Origin of the sequence: Blautia sp. AF19-10LB (assembly GCF_003461245.1) — a bacterium.
Lineage (GTDB): Bacteria > Bacillota > Clostridia > Lachnospirales > Lachnospiraceae > Blautia_A > Blautia_A intestinihominis.
Genome location: NZ_QTWS01000006.1, coordinates 56678 through 78643 on the forward strand (window position 1 = coordinate 56678; position 21966 = coordinate 78643).

Below are 21966 nucleotides of genomic sequence, written 5' to 3' on the forward strand. Positions count from 1 at the left end.
TTCTCACCTCTTGCTTTCAGGAACATCCTGATACTGTCTCACATAACTGCTGCTTGGTACACTGTAGGTTCTTTTCTGCGTGTCAGAAGGATAAGTCATTCCCAAACGCCCAATGGCAATCTTCTTAATCTGGTTCAGATCTGTCTCTGAAGTCACCTGACTCTCATAAGCATCGTTTTCTTCCTTGAGCTGTGACCATTCTGTTTCGAGACTTGCAACATTCTTAATCTTGCCTGTCAGTTCAGCCTTAAGCTGAAGATAATTGACACAGCAGAACAGTACTGCCACACTCATGACTGCCAGAAATGCAACAAATCCGCGCCCCATACTCATCGCAGCCCTCTCTCTGGTACGCTGACGCTGTGGATTTACCTTTGGCTTGCCAGCTGACACTGTCCGTGTCTCAATTCTGTTATTTCCCTGAGAAGGCTTACGGGAAGCCGCCGATCTGCGTGCCGGTACTTCCTGCAGTCTCCTCACTGTATTTCCATCTACATACATTCCTCGGGCATTTCTTGCATTTACCTTGCTTTTTCGGTTTGTAACTGCCCTGTTTGTCCTCTCCATTTACGCCTGTTCAACTCCCTGTATTGGTTTCAGTCTGAAAATCTTCGCTCAAAAATCCTTAGTTTTGCACTTTTTGATCTGGGGTTTTCTTCCTGCTCGGCTGTACCTGGAAGAATCGGCTTTCTGGTGATAACTTTTCCTTTGGATTTTTTGCCGCATACACATACCGGGAAATCGGACGGACATGTACATGGATTTTCATTTTTGCGGAAGATCGTCTTGACAATACGATCCTCCAGAGAATGGAATGTGATAATACAGATTCTGCCTCCGTCATCGAGAAGGTCGATCATTCCATCCAGTGACTCCCGCAGAACATCCAGTTCTCTGTTCAGTTCGATCCGGATTGCCTGAAAAGTCCGCTTCGCCGGATGTCCTCCGGTTGCCTGAATCTTCATCGGGATAGACTGGCGAATGATCTCGGTCAGTTCTCCGGTCGTGCGGAGCGGTGCCTGCTGTCTGGCAGCCACAATGTGTTTCGCTATATTCTTTGCAAATTTATCTTCACCGTAATCACGAATGATACGGTACAATTCTCTCTCTTCGTAACCATTGACAATATCAGCGGCGGTACGGCTCTGTCTCTGATCCATTCTCATATCCAGAGGTGCATCTACCCTGTAGGTAAAGCCCCGTTCCTCATTATCCAGCTGATAAGATGAAACTCCCAGGTCAAGAACAATTCCATTGACTTTCTGAATTCCCAGGTTATGCACTTCATTAGCCATGTAACAATAATTGCTGCGAATGATCGTCACTCTGTCCTCATAGGCAGCCAGCCTTTCACTCGCAGCAACTATTGCATCTTGGTCCTGATCTATGCCAATAAATCTCCCCTTGGCAGAAAGTCTGCGGCATACTTCACTTGCATGCCCTGCTCCTCCCAGCGTTCCATCCACGTAGATTCCTTCTGGCTTAATATTCAAGCCGTCAATGGTTTCTTCCAGTAATACAGATTTGTGTTTAAATTCCATATCCGTCTCCTGTTGGATTTCTTTCCGGCGAATGCTCAAATGATGATACCCATATCCTGCATACTTTCTGCAATACTATCCATATCATCATAATTGCAGTTCTCGCTCCACTTTTCTTTGCTCCAGATCTCGATCCGGTCCAGGTTTCCTGTGAGTACCACTTCTTTCTCCAGACCGGCAAACTCCCTCAGTGTCTGAGGTACAAGAATTCTCCCCTGCCTGTCCAGTTCACAGTTTGTGGCACCTGCTACAAAGAAACGTGTGAAGGTTCGCGCATTTTTATTTGTAAGTGGTAAGGCTCTGAGTTTTGTTTCAAATGCTTCCCATGCATCCATAGGGTAAATTGAAAGACAACCATCCAAACCTTTTGTCAGGATGAACTCTTCTCCCAGGAGTTCTCTGAACCTGGCGGGAATAATCAGGCGCCCCTTCGCGTCTATTATATGATTGTATTCTCCCATGAACATAAAACTCACCTGCTCTCAAAATACACGATTCTCCCCTTCGTGCATTTCAGGTGGAGCTGTCAGGTCTGCCACATTCCCTCCATTCCCCACCACTATTCACCACTTTCTACCACTTATGAAATTATTCTAACCCATTTACTGTTAAATTACAAGTGGGAATCTGAGTTTTTTTGGTGCAGATAAGGCTCTTTTCTGCCCTGAAAAAAGGGAAGATTTTCCCACTTCCCGTAGAAAAATCTTCCCTTTAAATTCTGTTATTTTATCTCGTCTTCTGTTTGTCCGGAATCTGAAATCGGTTTCGGTAATTCGTCTGATTTTTCTGTAATATCTGGCTCTGTTTCAGACGTTGACTCTCCTGTTTCTGAAAAAATCCCCCGAAATTCATCACTGACATCCTCAAAACTCTGCATATTCTGATAACCGCGTGACGACTTTTCTTCGGATGCATACCGTTCCTCCATCCTGCGTTTCTGAAACTTCTCACGTTTCTTTGAAAGAATACGGCGAACTGTTGCAACAATACTGAAAATCACAAAAATGCCAAGTAAAATCGGAATAAGAACAGGGAGATGCGTACCTGGGATATATGGTCTGCCCGACCGAAGCCATTCAATTCCCGCATTTCCCAGAGCATACCCTGCCAGATATCTCATGAAAATCTCACCCTGAAATTTCTTGCGCTTCGTATAGGCAAGAAGAATAACCAGAAGAAGCAGACACCACAGGCTCTCATAAAACCAGAGAGGATGTACCTGAACCCAGGAAACATCTCCGGCTTTGACCAGATGTTTCTGCATCTCTGATGTCAGTTCCATGCTCCCGACTGTCTCTACCGGAATCTGCATCGCAAAAATGCTGTCCGTAGATGTTCCGATAAATTCTCTGCTAAAAAAATTCCCCCAGGTTCCGATCATCTGACTGGATACCAGGCCGATACTGAGCGTATCTGCCATCCTTCCAAATGACAGTTTCCTGATTTTGCAGAAAACAGCCAGAGCAATCACCCCGCCTGCAAATCCGCCATAAAAGGATAATCCACCTGTACGCAGATCCCAGAGAGCACGTGTCGGTTCATCTGCAAAAAGTTTCCAGTTCAGTGCTATATAGCATGCTCTGGCACAGATTACGCCGAACACTACTCCTGGAATCAGTGCTTCCAGATAAAGATTCTGATCCTGATTCTGTCGTTTTGCCTGTAATACAACGACAGTAAGTCCAAGAAGCATTCCTGCCATCACAAGGATTCCATATATCGTGAGCTCAAATCCAAAAACCGAAACAGTTTTACCCACATATCCAAGGTCAATGCCCAGATGTGGAAAACGAATCGACATATTCATAAAACACCTTCATTATACGTTAAATCTGAACAGAATTACATCTCCATCCTGAACAATATATTCTTTTCCTTCCATGCGGACAAGTCCCTTTTCTCTTGCACCTGCATAAGAACCGCAGTCGAGAAGATCTTTGTAATTAACAACCTCTGCCTTGATAAATCCACGCTCAAAGTCTGTGTGGATCTTACCTGCTGCCTGTGGAGCCTTGGTTCCGATCTTGATCGTCCATGCACGTGTCTCATCCTCTCCTGATGTAAGGAAACTCATGAGTCCCAGGAGGCTGTAACTTGCTCTTACCAGTTTCTCAAGACCAGATTCCTTAAGTCCCAGATCCTCGAGGAACATTTTTTTCTCATCGTCATCGAGCTCGGAGATTTCTTCTTCGATCTCTGCACAGATCACGAATACTTCGCTCTTCTGCTCGGCTGCATATTTACGTACAGCCTGTACATGCTCGTTAGATGCTCCATCATCCGCAAGATCATCCTCGCTTACGTTTGCAGCGTAGACCACCGGTTTCCAGGTGAGGAGATTATAAGTTCCCATCCATGCTTCCTCATCCTCAGATTCCAGTTCCATTGTGATTGCCATCTGTCCATCCTCAAGATGTGCTTTGACTTTCTGGAGGAAATCAAGTTCTTTGGCAGCTTCTTTGTCCATACGTGCTGTCTTGGTGACTTTGGCAATTCTTCTCTCAAGGATCTCGATATCAGAGAAGATCAGCTCAAGGTTGATGGTCTCGATATCTCTGAGCGGATCGATGCTTCCATCTACGTGGATGACGTTCGGATCCTCAAAGCAGCGTACTACGTGAACGATCGCATCTACTTCACGGATGTTTGCAAGGAACTGGTTTCCAAGTCCCTCACCTTTGGATGCGCCCTTTACAAGACCTGCGATATCAACGAATTCAATGACTGCCGGAGTTACTTTCTTGGAGTGATAAAAATCTCCCAGAAGTTTCAGTCTCTCATCCGGTACAGTAACAACGCCCACATTCGGGTCGATGGTACAGAAAGGATAGTTTGCTGATTCTGCACCTGCTTTTGTCAGTGAGTTAAATAATGTACTCTTACCTACGTTCGGTAATCCAACGATTCCAAGTTTCATTGCTCTATTTCTCCATTCCGTTATTTATTTGATTGCATTTTTCTGCTTAATTTTAGCACACGTGTCATAAAAAGTCTATCGTTTAGTCTCTTGACATGATCATGAGAAGTTTTCCTGTTTCAAAGGTGACTTCTGCTTCAGGATCTGAGATCTCATTGCTGACAGTCAGACCGCTGTCCTCAACTTTGAGAGTATAGCTGTTCAGAGGATATTTGAAGCCTTTCAGAGTCAGTCCTGTAACCTCTCCTTCGATCGGGAAGAAAGAGACATATTTCCCGAACTGCTCTTCTTTCTTAAGGATCATTCCGCTCTCGATCAGACTCATATAGTTGTATGCGTCAACAAGAACGATCTGTACCTGTTTTGTTTTTCCGAGCATCAGAAGACCGAAATTTGCCATCAGATGATCGATGCGGTTTCCTGTCGCCCCCAGGATCATAATACGTTCTGTTCCCTGTTCGATCGCATAATTTGCTGCTGACTGTGTGTCGGAATCGTCCTTCTCTGGCTTCAGTCTGCGAATTTCCGTATGTTTGAGAGTTTCCATATATTTCGCACCCTCCGCAGAAAGACTGTCAAAGTCTCCCACTGCCACATCCGGTTCCAGATCTGTTCCCATAAAGAATTCCACGCCACGGTCTGCTGCGATCAGACAGGTATTCTCTGTTTTGTTTTTTTTCAAAAAATCGAGGGCAAAATCTTTATGGATATTGCCCCCGCTTACGATGATCGTATCTTTCATATTATGCCTCAATTTAACTTTTCGCTGATATCCTGCATCTTCTGCTGGATTCTCTGTACATTTGATTCAAGATCACCATTAAACACGTAAGAACCTGCAACAAGAAAGTTTGCACCTGCACGCATTGCGGTTTCCATAGTAGAATCATTGATTCCTCCATCTACCTGAATGTCTACATTCAGTTCTTCTCTGTCTATGATCTCTTTGAGTTCCTGAACCTTTTCTGTACATTCCGGAATATACTTCTGTCCGCCAAATCCAGGCTGAACCGTCATGACAAGTACCATATCCACATCTTCCAGGAGATGGCTGATGTCATTGATCGGGGTCGCCGGTTTGATGGAAATACCAACTTTGACACCTGCATCACGAATCAGTTCGATCGCACGTTCCAGATCCTCGCACGCCTCTGCATGAATGGTAATAGAATCCGCGCCGCAGTCTACAAAATCCTGAATATAACGTTCCGGTGCGCTTACCATAAGGTGTACATCAAAAAACATCTTTGATTCTTTGCGGATAGAGCGGATCACCGGCATTCCAAAAGAAATACTCGGTACAAAATCTCCGTCCATAACATCAATATGAAGCCATTTCACTCCCTGTTTCTCCAATGTCTGAATCTGTTCGCCCAGACGGTTAAAATCCGCTGATAAAATAGACGGGCACAACTGATATTCCATTTAATATCTCCTTTTCTCTTTCAATTCTTCATATAAATTAAGATAATCTTCGTACCGGATCCTGCTGATCTCGCCCTGTTCAAGAGCTTCCTTTACTCTGCATCCCGGTTCGTGGATATGACGACAGCCCTGAAAACGGCACTGGTCATCATACTTGCGAAACTCCGGAAAATAGTCCTTGAGTTCCTGTTCTTCCATATCCATAAGATACAGGGAAGAAAATCCCGGCGTATCCATAAGAAATGTATTCTCTCCTACCGGGATAACCTGTGAATGTCTGGTCGTATGCTTTCCTCGTTTGAGTTTCCGGCTGATCTCACCTGTCTCCATCTGAACTTCTGCCTGGAGAAGATTCGTCAGAGATGACTTGCCAACGCCGGAAGGTCCTGCCACGACCGTTGTTTTACCTTTGAGGATTCTGTGAATCTCGTCAATACCCTCCTCCTCCAGTGCGCTGGTGAGAAGAACCTGATATCCACAGCTTTGGTAGGTCTGATAAAGCTCCTGTGTTTCCTTTTCTGTTGCAAGATCTTTTTTGTTAAAGCATATGACTGCCGGAATGTCTGCCTGTTCCATCATGATCAGGAAACGGTCCAGCAGCATGAAATTCGGCTTTGGATTGTCCATTGCAAAAATCACAAATGCCTGATCTACATTGGCAACTGCCGGGCGGATCAGGGAATTTTTGCGGGGGAGGATCCTGGTCAGGTTCCCCTCCCGTTCCTGTTCATTCAATACTGTAATCTCTACATTATCACCAACCAGCGGTTTCTGATTATCCTTTCGGAAAATACCCTTGGCTTTACATTCATAAAGCACTTCGTTCTCTCCGTAAACATAATAAAACCCGGCAATTCCTTTGATAATTTTACCCTGCATGAATTACTCTGCTTTCTTGAAAGTCAGTGGATAAGAACCAAGCTGCTGGAAGTTTCCGTCAATCAGCTCTGATACATACAATGTTCCTTCGCTGACTCCTGACGCACCTGTAATATCCAACGTATACGGGAATGTAATCGCCTCTCCGTCAACCACTTTAGTAGAAGTTGTTTCTCCGTTTACTTCCTGGATCAGTTCCAGACGAATTGCACCACCCTGATATCCATTTGGAGTATTCAGTGTCTGCGTACATTTCCATACTTCGCCGTTTGCAGCAGCTGTGCTCTGCTGCGCCGTATCTGCTGTGGAAGCACTGTCTGTTGTTGTATCTGTTGTAGTTGTTGTATCTGCCGGAGCCTGATTGCCGCTGCTTACTACGATAGAGATCGTTTCATCCGGATTGCCGTATGCGGTGTCCCCATCCTCTGAAGTTGCAGATGGATCCTGTGAGATGACCTGTCCTGCCGGCACTTCACTGCTCTGCTGTTCTGTAATCTGAATGTCTGCCCATTTACCAAGTGCAGTGATCGCTTCATTCTTAGTCATTCCTAATACATCCGGAATCTGTGCAGTATCACCATAATCCAGACCACGGCTGACTGTCAGGGTTACTGATCCGCCTGCTGTCATGCTTGTGCCAGTTTCCGGTGATACGGCCATAACATATCCTGGTTCTGTAAGCGGCCATCCACTGTCATCTGCTTCACTGTATTCTTTCTGTACAGTTACAGTAAGTCCAAGATCTTCCAGTGTCTGCTGCGCATCTACTCCTGTCTGGCCGGAAACATCTGGTACTGTGATTTCCTGCTGACCTTTACTGATATAATATTTCAGAGTTGTATACTGTTCAACTTTGGTTCCTGCCGGAATATCCTGAGAAGAAATTCGTCCCTTTTCCTGCGTGGAGTTCTCTTCTCCCATCATCTGCTTGCCAAGCTTTTCTTCTTCCAGAAGAGCAGAAGCCTCTTCCTCTGTCTTGCCTACCAGAACCGGAACAGTAACCATTCCATCTTCGTCTGCTGTATCTGCTGCCTGTTCTGTCTGCGGTGTGGTTTCTGCCCCATCACTTCCGATGATGCCGGCAGCCTTGCCGATCACAAAAATTGCCCCCACCAGGACAACTGCGCCTGCAAGAAGTGCAACGATAGTTACTGCTGAGTTCGGTCCCTTTTTCTTCTTTTTCCTGTCAGATTTCTTACCAGCCGGAGTTTCCTCATAGTCCTCGTCATCGCTGTCATAATCTGTATCATAAATTTCATCTTCCAGATCTTCTACATCTGATTTCTTTGAAGATGCACGTGGAGTATTCTTGATTTCTCCCAGTTCTTCGTCTGAGATCACCACTGTCTTGGCTTCATTGTCCACGGAAGATAATGTCACAAAATTTCCCTGAGGATCGATCAGTGAATGTTTCAGGTCTGCAATGACATCTTCCATTTTCTCGTAACGGCGGCCAACACTCTTCTGGGTACATTTCAGGATGATCTGCTCCAGACTGTATGGAAGATTCTCTGTGTACACACTCGGCGGTACCATCTCTTCCTGCAGATGCTTGATCGCAATAGCTACTGTAGTATCTCCGTCAAACGGAACCCTGCCTGTGACCATCTCATAAAGTGTGATACCAAGAGAATAGATGTCACTCTTCTCATCACTGTATCCGCCGCGCACCTGCTCCGGTGAGCTGTAGTGTACAGATCCCATCACATTGGAGCTGATCGTATTGGAAGATGCGGCTCTCGCGATTCCGAAATCTGTTACCTTCACTTTACCATCTGTAGAAATGATAATATTCTGCGGTTTGACATCACGGTGTACGATTCCATGGTTATGTGCTGCTTCCAGTCCCATAGATACCTGAATGGCAATACTGGTCGCTTCTTTGATGGAAAGTTTCCCCTTCTTGGCAATATATTCCTTAAGAGTGATTCCTTCGATCAGCTCCATGACGATGTAATATACACCGCCATCATCTCCTACATCAAATACATTGACGATATTCGGATGTGTAAGGCCGGCTGCTGCCTGTGCCTCGCTGCGGAATTTGCGGATAAAAGTTGTATCCTCTCTGAATTCCGGTTTTAATACTTTGACCGCAACAAAGCGGTTGAGTTTATGATCCTTTGCTTTATAGACATCGGCCATTCCGCCGGTACCTATTTTTCCTAAAATTTCATAACGTTCTGCTATGATCGTTCCCGTCTTTAACATTTTTCCACCTCATTCGTGAATGGTTCTACCAGTACAACTGCAATATTATCCTTACCACCGTTCTGGTTGGCTTCTCTCAGAAGTCTCTCACCCTTCTGCGGCAGTTCCTCATTCTGGTTCAGTATAATTTCTTCGATTTTGCTGTCTTCTACCATATTGCTCAGACCATCGGAACACATAAGGATGGTACTGCCCGGTTCCATCTTCAGGTCAAAAAAGTCAATATCTACGGTTCTCTCTGCACCAAGTGCTCTTGTGATGATGTTTTTGTCCGGATGATTTCTCGCCTCTTCCCGCTTGATCTCTCCGAGTCTGACCATCTCTTCTACAAGTGAATGATCCCTCGTAACCTGGCGAATCTTTCCCTGGATGATATACAGGCGGCTGTCACCAACATTTGCCACATATAGATAATGGCCTACGACCGTAGCCACCACGATCGTCGTTCCCATCCCGCGCAGTGCTTCTTCTCTCCTGGCGCATTCAAGGATCTCTGTGTTGGCTTTCTCAATGGCATGACGAATCACCTTGATTGGGTTGAAATCTGCATCCTTTTGAATCTCTTCTACCAAAGTCTGAACGGCATGAGAGGAAGCGTAATCTCCCGCATTATGACCGCCCATTCCATCGGCAACAACGAACAAATTCTGGAGATTTCCTACAGGGGTTTCGGAAACGAACACATAGTCCTGGTTCATCTTCCGCTTCTGCCCTACATCCGTAGCTGAATATACCCTCATGTCACTTCTCACTTTCTGTTTTTTCCATGTAACGTTTTCTTAACTGACCACAGGCACCGTCAATATCGCTGCCCATTTCCCTTCTAATAGTACCATTTATTCCGTATTTTTCAAGATTTATTTTGAAATTCTCAACAGCCTGTCGGGTAGAACGCACGAAAGAACGCTCTCTGACCGGATTGACCGGGATAAGATTTACGTGACAGTTCAGTCCCTTAAGACGGCCTGCAAGCTCTTTTGCATTCTCTTTACTGTCATTTACGCCTGCTACAAGGCTGTACTCAAAGGTGATCCTTCTGCCTGTCTTGTCAAAATAATTCCGACAGGCTTCCAGAAGCTCATCGATCGAGTATTTATTGGCGATCGGCATAAGCTCGCGCCTTTTCTCATCGTTCGGCGCATGAAGAGATACAGCAAGCGTCATCTGAAGTTTCTCGTCTGCAAGCTTGTAGATCTGTGGAACAAGGCCGCAGGTAGATACTGTCAGGTTCCTCTGGCTGATGTGGATACCGCCTTCTTCCGTCAGGATATGTATGAAGCGAAGAAGGTTATCATAGTTGTCCATCGGCTCGCCGGTTCCCATCACAACCACATTGGATATACGCTCGCCAAGTGATGTCTGGATTCTGTAGATCTGATCCAGCATCTCTGACGGAAGCAGGTTTCTCGTAAGTCCGCCGATCGTGGAAGCACAGAATCTGCATCCCATACGGCACCCCGCCTGAGAAGAGATACAGACAGAGTTGCCGTGCTTGTATTTCATAAGAACACTCTCGATCATATTTCCATCAGACAGGCGGAACAGATATTTCCTGGTGCCGTCTATCTTGGATATCTGGACATCCAGTGTCTCCAGAACCGTGATCGGATACTGCTCCAGCTTCTGCCTGAGGCTCTTTGGAATGTTTTCCATTTCGTCGTAAGAAGTGACCAGATGCTCGTGCAGCCAGCTGTAGATCTGCTTTGCGCGGAAAGGTTTCTCTCCGAGTTCTGCCATAAGCCCCTTCAGTTCTTCGACGGTCATTGATTTTATGTCTGTCATTTTTATTTCCTTCTGAATTTTGCCATAAAGAATCCATCCGTTCCGTGAACGCCTGGAAGCAGCTGCAGGTAGCCGAGGCTGGTCGTTTCGGATTTGAGTTCATCCGGAACAAACTCATCAATGCTTTCCAGTTTGAATGGATGGTTGTTCATAAACCACATCATATTTTCTTCGTTTTCTTCTTTGGCGATCGTACAGGTACTGAAGATCAGAACGCCGCGCGGCTTCACATACTCTGCTGCCTTGTCCAGAATGTTTCTCTGGAGGATCACCAGTTCTTCCTCTTTCTGTGCAGTAGAACGATATTTGATCTCTGGTTTCTTACCGATCACACCGTAGCCGGAACATGGTACATCTGCAAGTACGATATCTGCCTTGCACTCAGATTCCACATCGAACACTGTCGCATCCTGCACATGTGCCTGTACATTGATGGAGTCGGTGCGGTGGATATTTTCCTGGATCAGTTCAACCTTATACCGGCTGACATCTCTTGCATCCACGGTTCCAAAGCCTTCCATCTTGTCTCCCAGATGAATGCTCTTACCGCCCGGTGCCGCACACATGTCGATGATATAATCACCTTTCTGCGGGTTTGCGATCTCGGAAACAAGCATGGAGCTTACATCCTGTGCCACGATCTTACCCTCGATAAATGCATCCAGTGCAAGAATGTGGTTATAATCAGAAATCCTGAATGCATACGGAAGATACGGCGCCGGTTCTACCTTTACACCCTGGTTTCGGAGGCTTTCGCAGGTCTCCTCTACAGAATTCAGATATGTACGGCAGCGTACAGTGATCGGTTTTTCTTCCAGAAAATCCGCCAGCATCTTCTCTGTGACTTCCTCGCCATAATCATTCAGCCAGCGCAGAACAAGTGGTTCCGGCATGGAATATCTGACAGAAAGATAACGGACCAGATTTACCTTTCTCGAAGGATATTCAAGTTCATCCATCTGTCTCGCTATCGTCCGGAGCACGCCGTTCACAAAAGGTTTCAGGTTGTAAAATCCCTTTCGCTGGGCAAGTTTCACAGCCTCATTGCAAACTGCGCTGTCCGGCACTCTGTCCATGAATTTCAGCTGATACACCGCGCTCCTGAGGATCTCACGGATCGGCGGTTTCATCTTGTCCACGGTGATCTTTGAAAAAGAATCTATTATATAGTCAATGAGGATCCTGTATTCCAGAGTCCCCTCACAGACTCTGGTAATAAAGGCTCTCTCCTGCTTCGGAAGGAACTGATATTTGGAAAGCGCATTGCGGATCGCAATATGGCTGTGTTCTCCTTCTTCATTGATCTGAAGGAGGATCTCCAATATCATTTCTCTTGTATTGATACCACTAGTCATCTCGTCTTCCTCCTGCCAGTATCACAAGTCTCAAAAGTTGTAAAATAGATGCCGCAAGTGCTGCAACATATGTCATGGCAGCTGCAGTCAGCACCTTGCGGGCTCCCTTTGTCTCATCTGCCCCAAGGATTCCTGTGCTCTGAAGCATCTTGAGTGCTCTTGCAGATGCATTGACCTCAACAGGAAGTGTCACAAGCTGAAACAGCACTGCCAGTGAAAACAGCACGATACCTGCTGTTACCAGCGGGCGGATGCCTGCAAAAAGTCCGATCAGAAACAGCGGCCAGGAAAGACTGCTTCCGATATTTGCTGCCGGAACGATCGCGCTCCGCATCTCCAGCGGTGCATAGTTGGTCGCATGCTGGATGGCATGACCACACTCATGTGCTGCAACTCCGACTGCTGCCAGAGAAGTCTGACCGTAAATATCCTGGGAGAGATTTACCGTCTTTGTCCGCGGATCATAATGATCTGTCAGGCTTCCAGCTACCGGTCTTACCTGTACATCTGTAATCCCGGCACTGTAAAGGATCCTTCTGGCTGCTTCTTCTCCGGTAAGTCCTGATGCGCTTCTTACTCTCTTATAACGGGCAAAGGTGCTTTTGAGCTTTGCAGATGCCGCGAGAGACAGAAGCATTCCGATGATCAGAAGAAGATACGTCCAATCAAATCCATAGTATCCATATCCGTACATATTATCACTCCTTATGATCTGTCAGCATGGTTTCCTCAGTTACCTGATAGCCGCGAAGGAAAGCATCTGTTTCCATACGCTTCTTTCCCTCAAGCTGTACTTCGCGAAGGACGAGAACATCTTCTCCACAGGCTACGTGGATTCCTGTTTTATCCACCGCTGTGATCGTTCCCGGTGTGGTTTTTCCACCATTTGCGCCCTTTTCTACTGTGGATTTCCATACTTTAAGTGTTTTTCCATTGAGGAAGGTGTAGGCGCTCGGCCACGGGTTCAGGCCGCGGACCAGTCTCTCAAGTTCTTCGGCACTCTTTGAAAAATCCATAAGTCCCATTTTCTTGGTGATCATCGCTGCATACGGGGTCGGGCTTTCCTCCGGCTGTTTCTCATAAGTAGCAGTTCCGTTCTCTATAGAAGGAAGTGTCTCCATCAGAAGATCAGCCCCTGCCTGTGCAAGTTTATCAAAAAGACTGCCGCCTGTTTCCTCTGTCTCGATTGGTACAACGATCTTGGAGATCATATCTCCGGTATCCAGACCGGTTCCCATTCTCATGATCGTCACGCCGGATTCTTTCTCTCCGTCAATGACTGCCTGCTGGATCGGTGCTGCACCTCTGTATTTCGGAAGCAGGGAAGCATGGATGTTGATACATCCATATTTCGGAAGATCCAGGATTGTCTTCGGGATGATCTGTCCAAAAGCTGCCACAACGATGATATCCGGTGCAAGTCCTGTAAGTGTCTCCACAAATTCCGGATCACGTACTTTGGCCGGCTGGTAAACCGGAATTTCATGTTTCATGGCTTCTTCTTTGACAGGAGTTGGCATAAGTGTCTTGCCTCTTCCCTTCGGTTTGTCCGGCTGTGTCACAACTGCCGTGACCTCATATCCGGCTTTTACCAGTGCGGCAAGCGGCGGCACTGCAAAATCCGGAGTTCCCATATAAACTATTTTCATAATATGCTCCTTTTTTCGTCTGTTATTCGAAATCCTCAAATTCCTCATCCTCGTCATAGCTGGTTCTGTGAAGTTCTCCTTCTACCAGGTCTGTGTACATCTTGCCATCGAGGTGGTCGATCTCATGGCAGAAAGCTCTTGCGAGAAGTTCTGTTCCTTCGTAGATCACTTCTTCCATGTCTTCGTTCATTGCCTTTACTTTGACATAGTTCGGACGGGTCACCTGTCCTGCCATGCCCGGAACGCTTAAGCATCCTTCGTCTCCTGTCTGTTCGCCGGAGGTTTCAAGAATCTCCGGATTGATCAGGACGATCGGACCATCCCCGATATCAATAACTACGATTCTCTTGAGGATTCCGACCTGCGGTGCTGCAAGTCCTACTCCCATCGCTTCATACATGGTATCAAGCATGTCATCTACTAAAGTTACGATCTTTGGTGTAACTTCCTTTACCGGTTTGCTTACCTTTCTCAGTACCGGATCTCCTTCTGTTCTGATTGTTCTGAGTGCCATTTCTTTCTTCCTTTCTTTTGTCCTTTATATATTAGTGTACTGTATCACTCACATTTCGCAGAATGACGCAGTACACTAGTGTACTGTATCATTGACATTTCGCTAACTGAAAGTCAATGAGACAGCACACTAACTGTAATCAAACTGTATATATAATTTCCGGAAACCGGAATTTACTTCGATATATTTTTCTGCTTTATCCTTGATGTCCATCAGCACACGTTCTTCCTGATGTTTCAGGTAGATGACCTTGTGGTAGACATCGTTGATCTTCCCGACGGATGCATAGGCAGGACCGATCACGTGAAGGTGGTATTTTTCCCCGATCCGTTCTACGAATCGTCCGAGATAATCCATGCCCTGGCTCAAAAGTTCCTCATCTTCTCCCGCAGCAAGGATCGACAGCATATGTGCCGCCGGCGGATAATCCATCAGAAGACGGTAGCTCATCTCCTCGCGGTAAAAAGCTTCATAATCCTGGGTTGCCGCGGTCTGGATACTGTAATGTTCCGGATGGTATGTCTGGATCACTGCCTCTCCCGGCTTATTGCCCCGTCCAGACCTTCCAACTGCCTGAGTCAGAAGCTGAAATGTCCTCTCTGCACAGCGATAATCGGCCGCATTCAGAGAAAGGTCAGCCGCCACTGCACCAACCAGAGTCACATCCGGAAAGTCGTGTCCCTTGACGATCATCTGGGTTCCCACCAGGATATCCGCTTCATGGGCGGCAAAAGATGACAGGATCTGCTCATAACTTCCTTTATTTCTTGTAGTGTCGTAATCCATGCGGAGAACACGGGCTTTCGGAAAAGTCTTGTGAAGGACCTGTTCGATCTGCTGTGTTCCCGCTTTGAAACCGCCGATATAAGGCGAACCACAGGACGGACACTGCTCCACACGCGGTCTCTCATAGCCACAGTAGTGGCAGACCAGCTTTCCATTGTTATGTTCTGTCAGTGCGACATCGCAGTGTGGACACTTAAGAGCCTCCCCACAGGAACGGCAGGAAACAAAGCCCGCGTACCCGCGCCTGTTCAGGAACAGAATGGACTGCTCATTATTTCTCAGACGTTTCTCCAGGGAACCCTTCAGTTTACGGCTCAGGATCGAACGGTTCCCTGCTTTTAATTCTTCCCTGAGATCCACAACCGATACTTCCGGAAGCGGACGATCCTCAAAGCGGGCCGTCAGCTTCGTCAGCAGATATTCGCCGGAAACCGCCCTGCTGTATGCTTCCAGGGACGGCGTCGCTGAACCAAGGACCACATGTGCACCTTCCTGCGCTGCCCTCTGCACAGCCACCTCTCTCGCATGATAACGTGGACTGTTCTCACTCTTATAAGTCTGCTCATGTTCCTCATCAATTATGATAAGTCCCAGGTTGGAAAAAGGTGTAAAAAGAGCGGAACGCGGTCCCACCATGATCTGGATTTCTCCGCGCTTTGCTCTTCGAAACTGGTCATACCGCTCACCCATGGACAATCGTGAATTCAGGACCGAAACCTTCTCTCCAAACCATCCATAAAATCTGCGTACTGTCTGGTATGTCAGGGAAATCTCCGGGATTAGTACGATCACCTGTTTTCCCTGTGCTACTACCTGCTCGATCAGTTTCATATAAACCTGCGTCTTGCCGCTTCCGGTGACACCGTGGATCAATACCGGACGCGGAGTTTCCTTCTGCCATTCCTCCTGGATCTGGCAAAGGACTTCCTGCTGTGCCTCAGTAAGACTTGACAGTTTCTCCCTTGGGATCGAACCTTCCTCTATCGGAATGCGGTAAATTTCATCCTGCTGGATATGGACAAGTCCCTGCTCAACGAGAGGTGCGATCACTGCCGCAGTCATGCCCAGTTCTTTCGAAGCTCTGGTATAGTCAAGTTTCGGTTCCTCGCAGAGTGCCCGAAGAAGTCTCGCTCTCGCTTTACATCTGCCTTTTTCGAGATTTTGTGCAAGGGCAAGGGCTTCTTCTCTGTCAATATTGAGAAGAACATAGCGTTTTTCTTTGGATTTGACTTTTTCTCTTACTGGAAGGACCGTCTTGAGTGCCTGTGCCATCGTGGAACCATATCGTTCTTTCATCCATGCAGCAAGGGCGATCAGTTTTTCCTCTGTTGTTTCCTCGCTGCTGCAGATTTCCTTAAACGGTTTGATCTTTACCGGGGCCAGCTTGGGCTCCCGGGAAAGTCCGATCACATAACCTCTGCGCTCATGATTTCCATTTCCAAAAGGAATGGATACTACCATTCCTATATGGATCTGGCTTTCCAGTTCCTGCGGAACGCGGTACTGAAAACTCCGATCCAGTTTCTCATGGGAAATATCTACAATGATATCTGCATACATCATTGATCTTTTTCCTGATCCTCCTTCAGAATCTCTGCGATCAGAACTCTTTCATCCATAGGATACTTCTTTCCTTTGATCTCCTGGTAATCTTCATGTCCCTTTCCGGCAAGGACAATGATATCGCCCGGCTCTCCATGATGGATCGCATAGGCGATCGCTTCCTTACGGTCACAGATCTCTACGTATTTGCCGTTTGTTTTGGCAATTCCTGTCTTGATGTCGTCGATGATCGCCTGTGGCTCCTCGAATCTCGGGTTGTCTGAAGTAATGATAGTCAGATCTGCCATTCTTCCGGAAACCTCACCCATTTCATAACGACGGGATTTTGCACGGTTTCCTCCACAGCCGAACAGGCACACCAGTCTGTGCGGATGATATTCTCTCAGAGTTGTGAGAAGACTCTCCAGCGCCATCGCATTGTGTGCATAATCGATCATCAGAGTAAACTCATCGGATACCTTGATCATCTCGATACGCCCTTTGACTCTCGCTACTTTGAGAGCTTTGATGATGTTTTCCTGGGAAACCTTGAAATGACGGCAGATGGCGATCGCAGTCAGGGAATTGTAAATGCTGAATTTACCTGGAATATCGATTTCTACCGGGAAGTCCATAAGACCTTTGACATGGTAGGAAATTCCCAGATATCCCTTGCCGCCGACCATATGTGCATCTTCTGCGCGAAGGTCTGCCTCCGGTGAAAATCCATAAGTCTCCAGATTGCAGGTATGGCCTTCGATAATCTTCTCAAAGTGCTCATCATCGCGGTTTACGATGCCGACTTTGCACTGACGGAGAAGCATGGATTTGCAGGCAAGATAATGTGCGAAATCTCTGTGCTCGTTCGGTCCGATATGATCGGGTTCGATATTTGTAAAGATACCGTAGTCAAAAACAAAGCCCTGTGTTCTGTGAAGCATCAGTCCCTGTGAAGAAACTTCCATTACTACACAGTCACATCCTGCATCTACCATCTTGCGGAAATATTTCTGAACGACAAAAGATTCCGGAGTTGTGTTGGCTGCCGGGATCACCTCGTCACCGATGATCGCCTCGATGGTTCCGATCAGGCCGACTTTGTATCCGGCGTTTTCAAGGATGGATTTGACCATGTAGGTGGTTGTGGTCTTTCCTTTGGTTCCTGTGATTCCGATGGTCTTGAGCTGTTCTGCCGGATGTCCGAAATATGCGGCAGAAATGAACGCCATTGCATAGCGTGTATCTTCTACCTTGATCACAGTGACATCCTGCGGTGCTTCCACATCGTCCTGGACTACCAGTGTCTTTGCTCCTTTCGCAACTACATCCGGTACAAATTTATGTCCGTCCACAACTGCACCTTTGATACAGATGAACAGAGAATTCTCGATCACTTTGCGGGAATCATACTCTACAGTACTGACTTCCTGCTCCACGCTGCCCTGGCAGCAGGTATATTCCAATCTCTCTAATAATGATGAAACTTTCATATTTATTCTGATCCTCCTCACTTCGGGATATACTCCATTATAGGATATCACAGGTCGAAGTCTTTTTCAATGTCCGGTCTGTGTCCGTTTTTTATAAAAAGCGGTTCGAATTTTTTCTTGTCATATCCTGTAATGGGCTGTATAATAGTAGCGTAAAATATATGAAACAGGGGAGCTGGCTGAAGCTGGCTGAGAGGAAACTGACTGGTTTCGACCCATAACCTGATTTGGATAATGCCAACGTAGGGAAATACCGAAGATTTTTCAGGAGAATTCCCCCGCGGATTTCTCCTTTTTTTGCGCTAATTTTTCAGACCAGATGTTTCATAATTAACAAAGGAGGTCAAACCAATGTCAAAGAGCAATACACATGCCGCACAGAAGCTCGCCGTTGCCGGTGTACTGACAGCAGCAGCCGTAGTTGGAAGCTTCTTAAGTGTTCCGGTTGCCGGAAGCAAATGTGCTCCGGTACAGCATATGGTCAATGTATTCTCTGCCGTCCTTCTCGGACCGTGGTGGGGGATCGGCATTGCATTCTGTGCAAGCCTGATCCGAAATCTACTCGGGATCGGAAGTTTTCTTGCTTTTCCGGGAAGCATGGTTGGAGCCCTGTGCTGTGGACTTATGTACCATTTCACCAGGAAATTAAGTCTCACCTGTGCTGCGGAAGCACTTGGAACCGGCGTTCTCGGCGGACTTGCCGCTTACCCGGTTGCACGTTTCGCCATGGGACTTGCCCCTGCCGGATTTACGGTATACATGATCCCGTTCTTTATCTCCACTCTGGCAGGCAGCATCCTCGCCTATGTGCTTCTCCGCATCTTCGAGAAAAGCCAGGTGCTTGACACAGTAATGAGGTAATTTATGGAAAGAAACGAAATTCTGGCTGCGATCCTTAGGAAACAACCAAAGATCCACTGTCTGACCAATCCGGTCACGATGAATGATGTTGCAAACATCCTTCTCGCTGCCGGCGGAAGTGCCGTGATGGCGCAGGATGAACAGGAGGCTGCTGAGATCACTACTTTCTGTCAGGGAACCCTTCTAAACACCGGTGTCCCTGATGAAGCCAAGATCCGGGCGTGCATCCTTGCCGGGAAACGTGCCAATCAGCTTGGTCATCCTGTTGTTCTCGATCCGGTCGGTGTGGGCGGAAGTTCTTTTCGCCGGAGAGAACTCCGGAAGCTTCTGGATCATGTGCATCCGGCTGTGGTCCGCTGCAATCAGGAAGAAGCGGCTGTACTCTGTTCTTTTCATTCGGAACAGGAAACACATTTTTCCCACGGCGGCGTGGAAAGCAGCCTGCATATGGATGCGCAGGACCTGACACAACTCGCGCGGACTGCTGCCAGACTTTATAACTGCACCTTTTTTATTACAGGAAAAACAGATGTCGTATCAGACGGCGAACAGACCATTTTGCTTAGTGGCGGCGATCCAAGGCTCTGCCGGATCACGGGCGGCGGCTGCATGCTCTCTGCCCTGTGTGCCCTGTTCTGTTGCAGCGAAGCATCTGCCTTCGAGGCAGCGTCCACGGCCGGTCAGCTCTGGAAGGAAATTTCAGAGGAAGCCGGAAGACATACAGATCAGAATAGCGGCGGCATCGGACAGTTCCACATGTCACTCATGGATATGACCGAGCAGAAAATATTTTTTTCCGCTCGTTTATAAAAAAATTATTTGCAACAGGAGGAGAACCACTATGAAAAAGAAAACAGTACTGACTATCGCAGGAAGCGATTCCAGCGGCGGCGCAGGCATTCAGGCGGATATCAAGGCGATCACCATGAACGGTGTCTACGCTTCCAGTGTGATCACTGCCCTGACTGCCCAGAACACTACCGGAGTATATGGGATTCTGGAAACACCGGCTGATTTTATCGCCGCACAGATGGATGCCGTATTTTCTGATATTTTCCCGGATGCCGTCAAGATCGGCATGCTTCCGTCCCCGGAGGCTATGGAATGTGTTGCTGCCAAACTCCGCCAGTACAAACCGGAACATATTGTCCTGGATCCGGTCATGGTGTCTACAAGCGGACATCGTCTGATGGAACCGGAAGCCGAAGAAACACTCAAGGCAGAACTTTTCCCGCTGGCAGAGCTCATCACACCGAATATCCCGGAGGCTGAGGTTCTGACCGGACTTCTCATCAATGATGACAGTTCCATGGAACACGCATGCCGGGAGCTTTTTGCAAGATTCCACTGTGCGATTCTTCTCAAAAGCGGACACAGAACCGACCATGCAAACGATCTCCTCTACACCGGAGACGAAACGCTCTGGATCAAAGGTGAACGTATTGACAATCCGAATTCACACGGAACAGGCTGCACGCTTTCCAGCACGATCGCAGCCAATCTCGCCAAGGGATATTCCCTCGGTGATGCTGTTGCCAAAGCCAAGGAATATCTTACAGAAGCACTCCGGGTAAACCTTGATCTCGGAAATGGTCACGGACCGGTAGACCATGCCCTCGGTGGACAGCATACTTCTTATTTTTACAATTAAACACTTTTAAATTTTACATAAACAGGAGGAAACTTATGACTCAGTATACAACTCAGATGGATGCCGCAAGAAAAGGCATCGTAACACCACAGATCAAAACCGTTGCAGAAAAGGAACACATGCCTGTAGAAAAAATGATGCAGCTCGTAGCAGAAGGTAAGGTTGCCATCTGTGCGAACAAACACCACACCTGCCTGAACCCGGAAGGTGTCGGAAGCATGCTCCGCACCAAGATCAATGTAAACCTTGGTGTATCCAGAGACTGCAAGGATTATGACATTGAAATGCAGAAAGTCATGAAAGCCGTAGACCTCGGTGCTGAAGCGATCATGGACCTCTCCAGCCATGGAAACACACAGCCATTCCGTCAGAAACTGACACATGAATGTCCGGCAATGATCGGAACTGTTCCGGTATATGACAGTGTCATCCACTATCAGAGAGACCTCTCTGAACTGACTGCTCATGATTTCATCGATGTGATCCGTCTGCACGCAGAAGATGGCGTTGACTTCGTTACTCTTCACTGTGGAATCACCCGCAAGACTATCGAACAGATCAAGAAGCACAAACGTAAAATGAATATCGTAAGCCGTGGCGGAAGCCTTGTCTTCGCATGGATGAGCATGACCGGCGAAGAAAACCCGTTCTATGAATACTTCGATGAGATCCTTGATATCTGTGAAGAGCATGACGTGACGATCTCCCTCGGAGATGCCTGCCGTCCGGGATGCCTTGCTGACGCTACTGATGTATGCCAGATCGAGGAGCTTGTCCGTCTTGGTGAGCTCACCAAACGCGCATGGGATCACAACGTACAGGTTATGGTCGAGGGACCGGGACACGTTCCTCTCGATCAGGTTGCAGCCAACATGAAAGTACAGCAGACTATCTGCATGGGTGCTCCATTCTATGTACTTGGACCTCTCGTTACAGATATCGCACCTGGCTATGACCACATCACAGCAGCGATCGGTGGTGCCGTTGCCGCTATGAACGGAGCTGCTTTCCTCTGCTATGTAACACCGGCTGAACATCTGGCACTTCCGAATGTTGATGATGTTAAACAGGGAATCATCGCTTCCAAGATCGCAGCCCATGCGGCAGATATCGCCAAAGGTATCCCGCACGCCAGAGATATCGATGACAAGATGGCTGATGCACGCCGTGTTCTTGACTGGGATGCACAGTTTGCCTGCGCCCTCGACCCGGAGACAGCCAAAGCGATCCGCGACGACCGTCTTCCGGAGGACGACCACAGTGATACCTGCAGTATGTGCGGTAAATTCTGTGCTGTTCGAAGCATGAACAAAGCTCTTGCAGGAGAACACATTGATATCCTGTAATCTGTAATCTTATTTAA

At 47.3% G+C, this 21966-nt stretch carries 21 protein-coding genes and 1 riboswitch; of the genes, 4 read left to right on the forward strand and 17 right to left on the reverse strand.

Going from position 1 to position 21966, the window contains the following annotated elements:
- Positions 1 to 3: 3 nt before the first annotated feature.
- The 17 genes from DWX28_RS05410 to DWX28_RS05490 form a co-directional block, all read right to left on the reverse strand.
- A complete protein-coding gene (locus tag DWX28_RS05410) occupies positions 4 to 567 on the reverse strand; it encodes a cell division protein FtsL (protein ID WP_022215338.1) in 564 nt (187 codons plus the stop codon).
- Positions 568 to 596: 29 nt separating this feature from the next.
- Complete coding sequence (rsmH, locus tag DWX28_RS05415; RefSeq protein ID WP_022215339.1) at positions 597 to 1541, reverse strand: 16S rRNA (cytosine(1402)-N(4))-methyltransferase RsmH; 945 nt, start codon at positions 1539 to 1541, stop codon at positions 597 to 599.
- 35 nt (positions 1542 to 1576) lie between these two features.
- Entirely contained in the window at positions 1577 to 2008 is a 432-nt protein-coding gene (gene mraZ, locus DWX28_RS05420; RefSeq protein ID WP_022215340.1) for a division/cell wall cluster transcriptional repressor MraZ, read from the reverse strand.
- A gap of 254 nt (positions 2009 to 2262) precedes the next feature.
- Positions 2263 to 3348 carry a prolipoprotein diacylglyceryl transferase gene (locus tag DWX28_RS05425; protein ID WP_022215341.1) on the reverse strand — a complete coding sequence of 362 codons (1086 nt, stop codon included), beginning with the start codon at positions 3346 to 3348 and terminating at the stop codon, positions 2263 to 2265.
- Between the two features lie 12 nt (positions 3349 to 3360).
- Positions 3361 to 4458 carry a redox-regulated ATPase YchF gene (ychF, locus tag DWX28_RS05430; protein ID WP_118252085.1) on the reverse strand — a complete coding sequence of 366 codons (1098 nt, stop codon included), beginning with the start codon at positions 4456 to 4458 and terminating at the stop codon, positions 3361 to 3363.
- Between the two features lie 82 nt (positions 4459 to 4540).
- Positions 4541 to 5200 carry a thiamine diphosphokinase gene (locus DWX28_RS05435; protein WP_118252086.1) on the reverse strand — a complete coding sequence of 220 codons (660 nt, stop codon included), beginning with the start codon at positions 5198 to 5200 and terminating at the stop codon, positions 4541 to 4543.
- Positions 5201 to 5208: 8 nt separating this feature from the next.
- Entirely contained in the window at positions 5209 to 5883 is a 675-nt protein-coding gene (gene rpe / locus DWX28_RS05440; protein WP_118252087.1) for a ribulose-phosphate 3-epimerase, read from the reverse strand.
- Positions 5884 to 6762 carry a ribosome small subunit-dependent GTPase A gene (rsgA, locus tag DWX28_RS05445; RefSeq protein WP_022215345.1) on the reverse strand — a complete coding sequence of 293 codons (879 nt, stop codon included), beginning with the start codon at positions 6760 to 6762 and terminating at the stop codon, positions 5884 to 5886.
- 3 nt (positions 6763 to 6765) lie between these two features.
- Entirely contained in the window at positions 6766 to 8973 is a 2208-nt protein-coding gene (gene pknB / locus DWX28_RS05450) for a Stk1 family PASTA domain-containing Ser/Thr kinase (protein WP_118252088.1), read from the reverse strand.
- Entirely contained in the window at positions 8967 to 9713 is a 747-nt protein-coding gene (locus DWX28_RS05455) for a Stp1/IreP family PP2C-type Ser/Thr phosphatase (RefSeq protein ID WP_022215347.1), read from the reverse strand. The genes pknB and DWX28_RS05455 overlap by 7 nt, the downstream gene beginning before the upstream one ends.
- Before the next feature lies 1 nt (position 9714).
- Positions 9715 to 10755, reverse strand: a complete 1041-nt coding sequence (rlmN, locus tag DWX28_RS05460; RefSeq protein WP_022215348.1) for a 23S rRNA (adenine(2503)-C(2))-methyltransferase RlmN — start codon at positions 10753 to 10755, stop codon at positions 9715 to 9717.
- A gap of 2 nt (positions 10756 to 10757) precedes the next feature.
- The gene (gene rsmB / locus DWX28_RS05465) at positions 10758 to 12110 is read right to left on the reverse strand and encodes a 16S rRNA (cytosine(967)-C(5))-methyltransferase RsmB (RefSeq protein WP_022215349.1); all 1353 of its coding nucleotides are present in this window, start codon (positions 12108 to 12110) and stop codon (positions 10758 to 10760) included.
- On the reverse strand, positions 12103 to 12804 hold the full coding sequence (locus DWX28_RS05470) for a zinc metallopeptidase (RefSeq protein ID WP_022215350.1): 702 nt from the start codon (positions 12802 to 12804) through the stop codon (positions 12103 to 12105). Before DWX28_RS05470 ends, rsmB begins: the two co-directional genes overlap by 8 nt.
- A 4-nt stretch (positions 12805 to 12808) precedes the next feature.
- Complete coding sequence (gene fmt / locus DWX28_RS05475) at positions 12809 to 13759, reverse strand: methionyl-tRNA formyltransferase (protein ID WP_118252089.1); 951 nt, start codon at positions 13757 to 13759, stop codon at positions 12809 to 12811.
- A gap of 22 nt (positions 13760 to 13781) precedes the next feature.
- Positions 13782 to 14273, reverse strand: a complete 492-nt coding sequence (gene def, locus DWX28_RS05480) for a peptide deformylase (protein WP_022215352.1) — start codon at positions 14271 to 14273, stop codon at positions 13782 to 13784.
- A gap of 129 nt (positions 14274 to 14402) precedes the next feature.
- Positions 14403 to 16622 (reverse strand): replication restart helicase PriA, encoded by a 2220-nt coding sequence (gene priA, locus DWX28_RS05485; protein ID WP_173906786.1) that lies wholly within the window; start codon positions 16620 to 16622, stop codon positions 14403 to 14405.
- The gene (locus tag DWX28_RS05490) at positions 16619 to 18091 is read right to left on the reverse strand and encodes a UDP-N-acetylmuramoyl-L-alanyl-D-glutamate--2,6-diaminopimelate ligase (protein ID WP_022215354.1); all 1473 of its coding nucleotides are present in this window, start codon (positions 18089 to 18091) and stop codon (positions 16619 to 16621) included. Before DWX28_RS05490 ends, priA begins: the two co-directional genes overlap by 4 nt.
- A gap of 158 nt (positions 18092 to 18249) precedes the next feature.
- Positions 18250 to 18357: riboswitch (TPP riboswitch) on the forward strand.
- An 85-nt stretch (positions 18358 to 18442) separates the two neighbouring features.
- On the opposite strand from DWX28_RS05490, the gene thiW reads away from it, so the two are divergent.
- From thiW to thiC, 4 genes are read left to right on the forward strand one after another with little or no spacing between them, the layout of a single operon-like run.
- The gene (gene thiW / locus DWX28_RS05495) at positions 18443 to 18952 is read left to right on the forward strand and encodes an energy coupling factor transporter S component ThiW (RefSeq protein ID WP_022215355.1); all 510 of its coding nucleotides are present in this window, start codon (positions 18443 to 18445) and stop codon (positions 18950 to 18952) included.
- 3 nt (positions 18953 to 18955) lie between these two features.
- On the forward strand, positions 18956 to 19762 hold the full coding sequence (locus DWX28_RS05500; protein ID WP_118252090.1) for a hydroxyethylthiazole kinase: 807 nt from the start codon (positions 18956 to 18958) through the stop codon (positions 19760 to 19762).
- 31 nt (positions 19763 to 19793) lie between these two features.
- Positions 19794 to 20603, forward strand: a complete 810-nt coding sequence (gene thiD, locus DWX28_RS05505; RefSeq protein WP_118252091.1) for a bifunctional hydroxymethylpyrimidine kinase/phosphomethylpyrimidine kinase — start codon at positions 19794 to 19796, stop codon at positions 20601 to 20603.
- 35 nt (positions 20604 to 20638) lie between these two features.
- On the forward strand, positions 20639 to 21949 hold the full coding sequence (thiC, locus tag DWX28_RS05510; protein ID WP_022215358.1) for a phosphomethylpyrimidine synthase ThiC: 1311 nt from the start codon (positions 20639 to 20641) through the stop codon (positions 21947 to 21949).
- The last annotated feature ends 17 nt before the right edge of the window (positions 21950 to 21966 follow it).

Coding starts and splice junctions, on each gene's coding strand:
- rpe (WP_118252087.1), bottom strand. CDS start 5,883: ATGGAATATCAGTTGTGCCCGTCTATTTTATCAGCGGATTTTAACCGT.
- fmt (WP_118252089.1), bottom strand. CDS start 13,759: ATGAAAATAGTTTATATGGGAACTCCGGATTTTGCAGTGCCGCCGCTT.
- rsmH (WP_022215339.1), bottom strand. CDS start 1,541: ATGGAATTTAAACACAAATCTGTATTACTGGAAGAAACCATTGACGGC.
- pknB (WP_118252088.1), bottom strand. CDS start 8,973: ATGTTAAAGACGGGAACGATCATAGCAGAACGTTATGAAATTTTAGGA.
- rlmN (WP_022215348.1), bottom strand. CDS start 10,755: ATGACAGACATAAAATCAATGACCGTCGAAGAACTGAAGGGGCTTATG.
- DWX28_RS05490 (WP_022215354.1), bottom strand. CDS start 18,091: ATGAAAGTTTCATCATTATTAGAGAGATTGGAATATACCTGCTGCCAG.
- rsgA (WP_022215345.1), bottom strand. CDS start 6,762: ATGCAGGGTAAAATTATCAAAGGAATTGCCGGGTTTTATTATGTTTAC.
- thiW (WP_022215355.1), top strand. CDS start 18,443: ATGTCAAAGAGCAATACACATGCCGCACAGAAGCTCGCCGTTGCCGGT.
- DWX28_RS05410 (WP_022215338.1), bottom strand. CDS start 567: ATGGAGAGGACAAACAGGGCAGTTACAAACCGAAAAAGCAAGGTAAAT.
- DWX28_RS05455 (WP_022215347.1), bottom strand. CDS start 9,713: ATGAGGGTATATTCAGCTACGGATGTAGGGCAGAAGCGGAAGATGAAC.
- DWX28_RS05425 (WP_022215341.1), bottom strand. CDS start 3,348: ATGAATATGTCGATTCGTTTTCCACATCTGGGCATTGACCTTGGATAT.
- DWX28_RS05435 (WP_118252086.1), bottom strand. CDS start 5,200: ATGAAAGATACGATCATCGTAAGCGGGGGCAATATCCATAAAGATTTT.
- mraZ (WP_022215340.1), bottom strand. CDS start 2,008: ATGTTCATGGGAGAATACAATCATATAATAGACGCGAAGGGGCGCCTG.
- DWX28_RS05470 (WP_022215350.1), bottom strand. CDS start 12,804: ATGTACGGATATGGATACTATGGATTTGATTGGACGTATCTTCTTCTG.
- DWX28_RS05500 (WP_118252090.1), top strand. CDS start 18,956: ATGGAAAGAAACGAAATTCTGGCTGCGATCCTTAGGAAACAACCAAAG.
- priA (WP_173906786.1), bottom strand. CDS start 16,622: ATGATGTATGCAGATATCATTGTAGATATTTCCCATGAGAAACTGGAT.
- def (WP_022215352.1), bottom strand. CDS start 14,273: ATGGCACTCAGAACAATCAGAACAGAAGGAGATCCGGTACTGAGAAAG.
- ychF (WP_118252085.1), bottom strand. CDS start 4,458: ATGAAACTTGGAATCGTTGGATTACCGAACGTAGGTAAGAGTACATTA.
- thiD (WP_118252091.1), top strand. CDS start 19,794: ATGAAAAAGAAAACAGTACTGACTATCGCAGGAAGCGATTCCAGCGGC.
- thiC (WP_022215358.1), top strand. CDS start 20,639: ATGACTCAGTATACAACTCAGATGGATGCCGCAAGAAAAGGCATCGTA.
- rsmB (WP_022215349.1), bottom strand. CDS start 12,110: ATGACTAGTGGTATCAATACAAGAGAAATGATATTGGAGATCCTCCTT.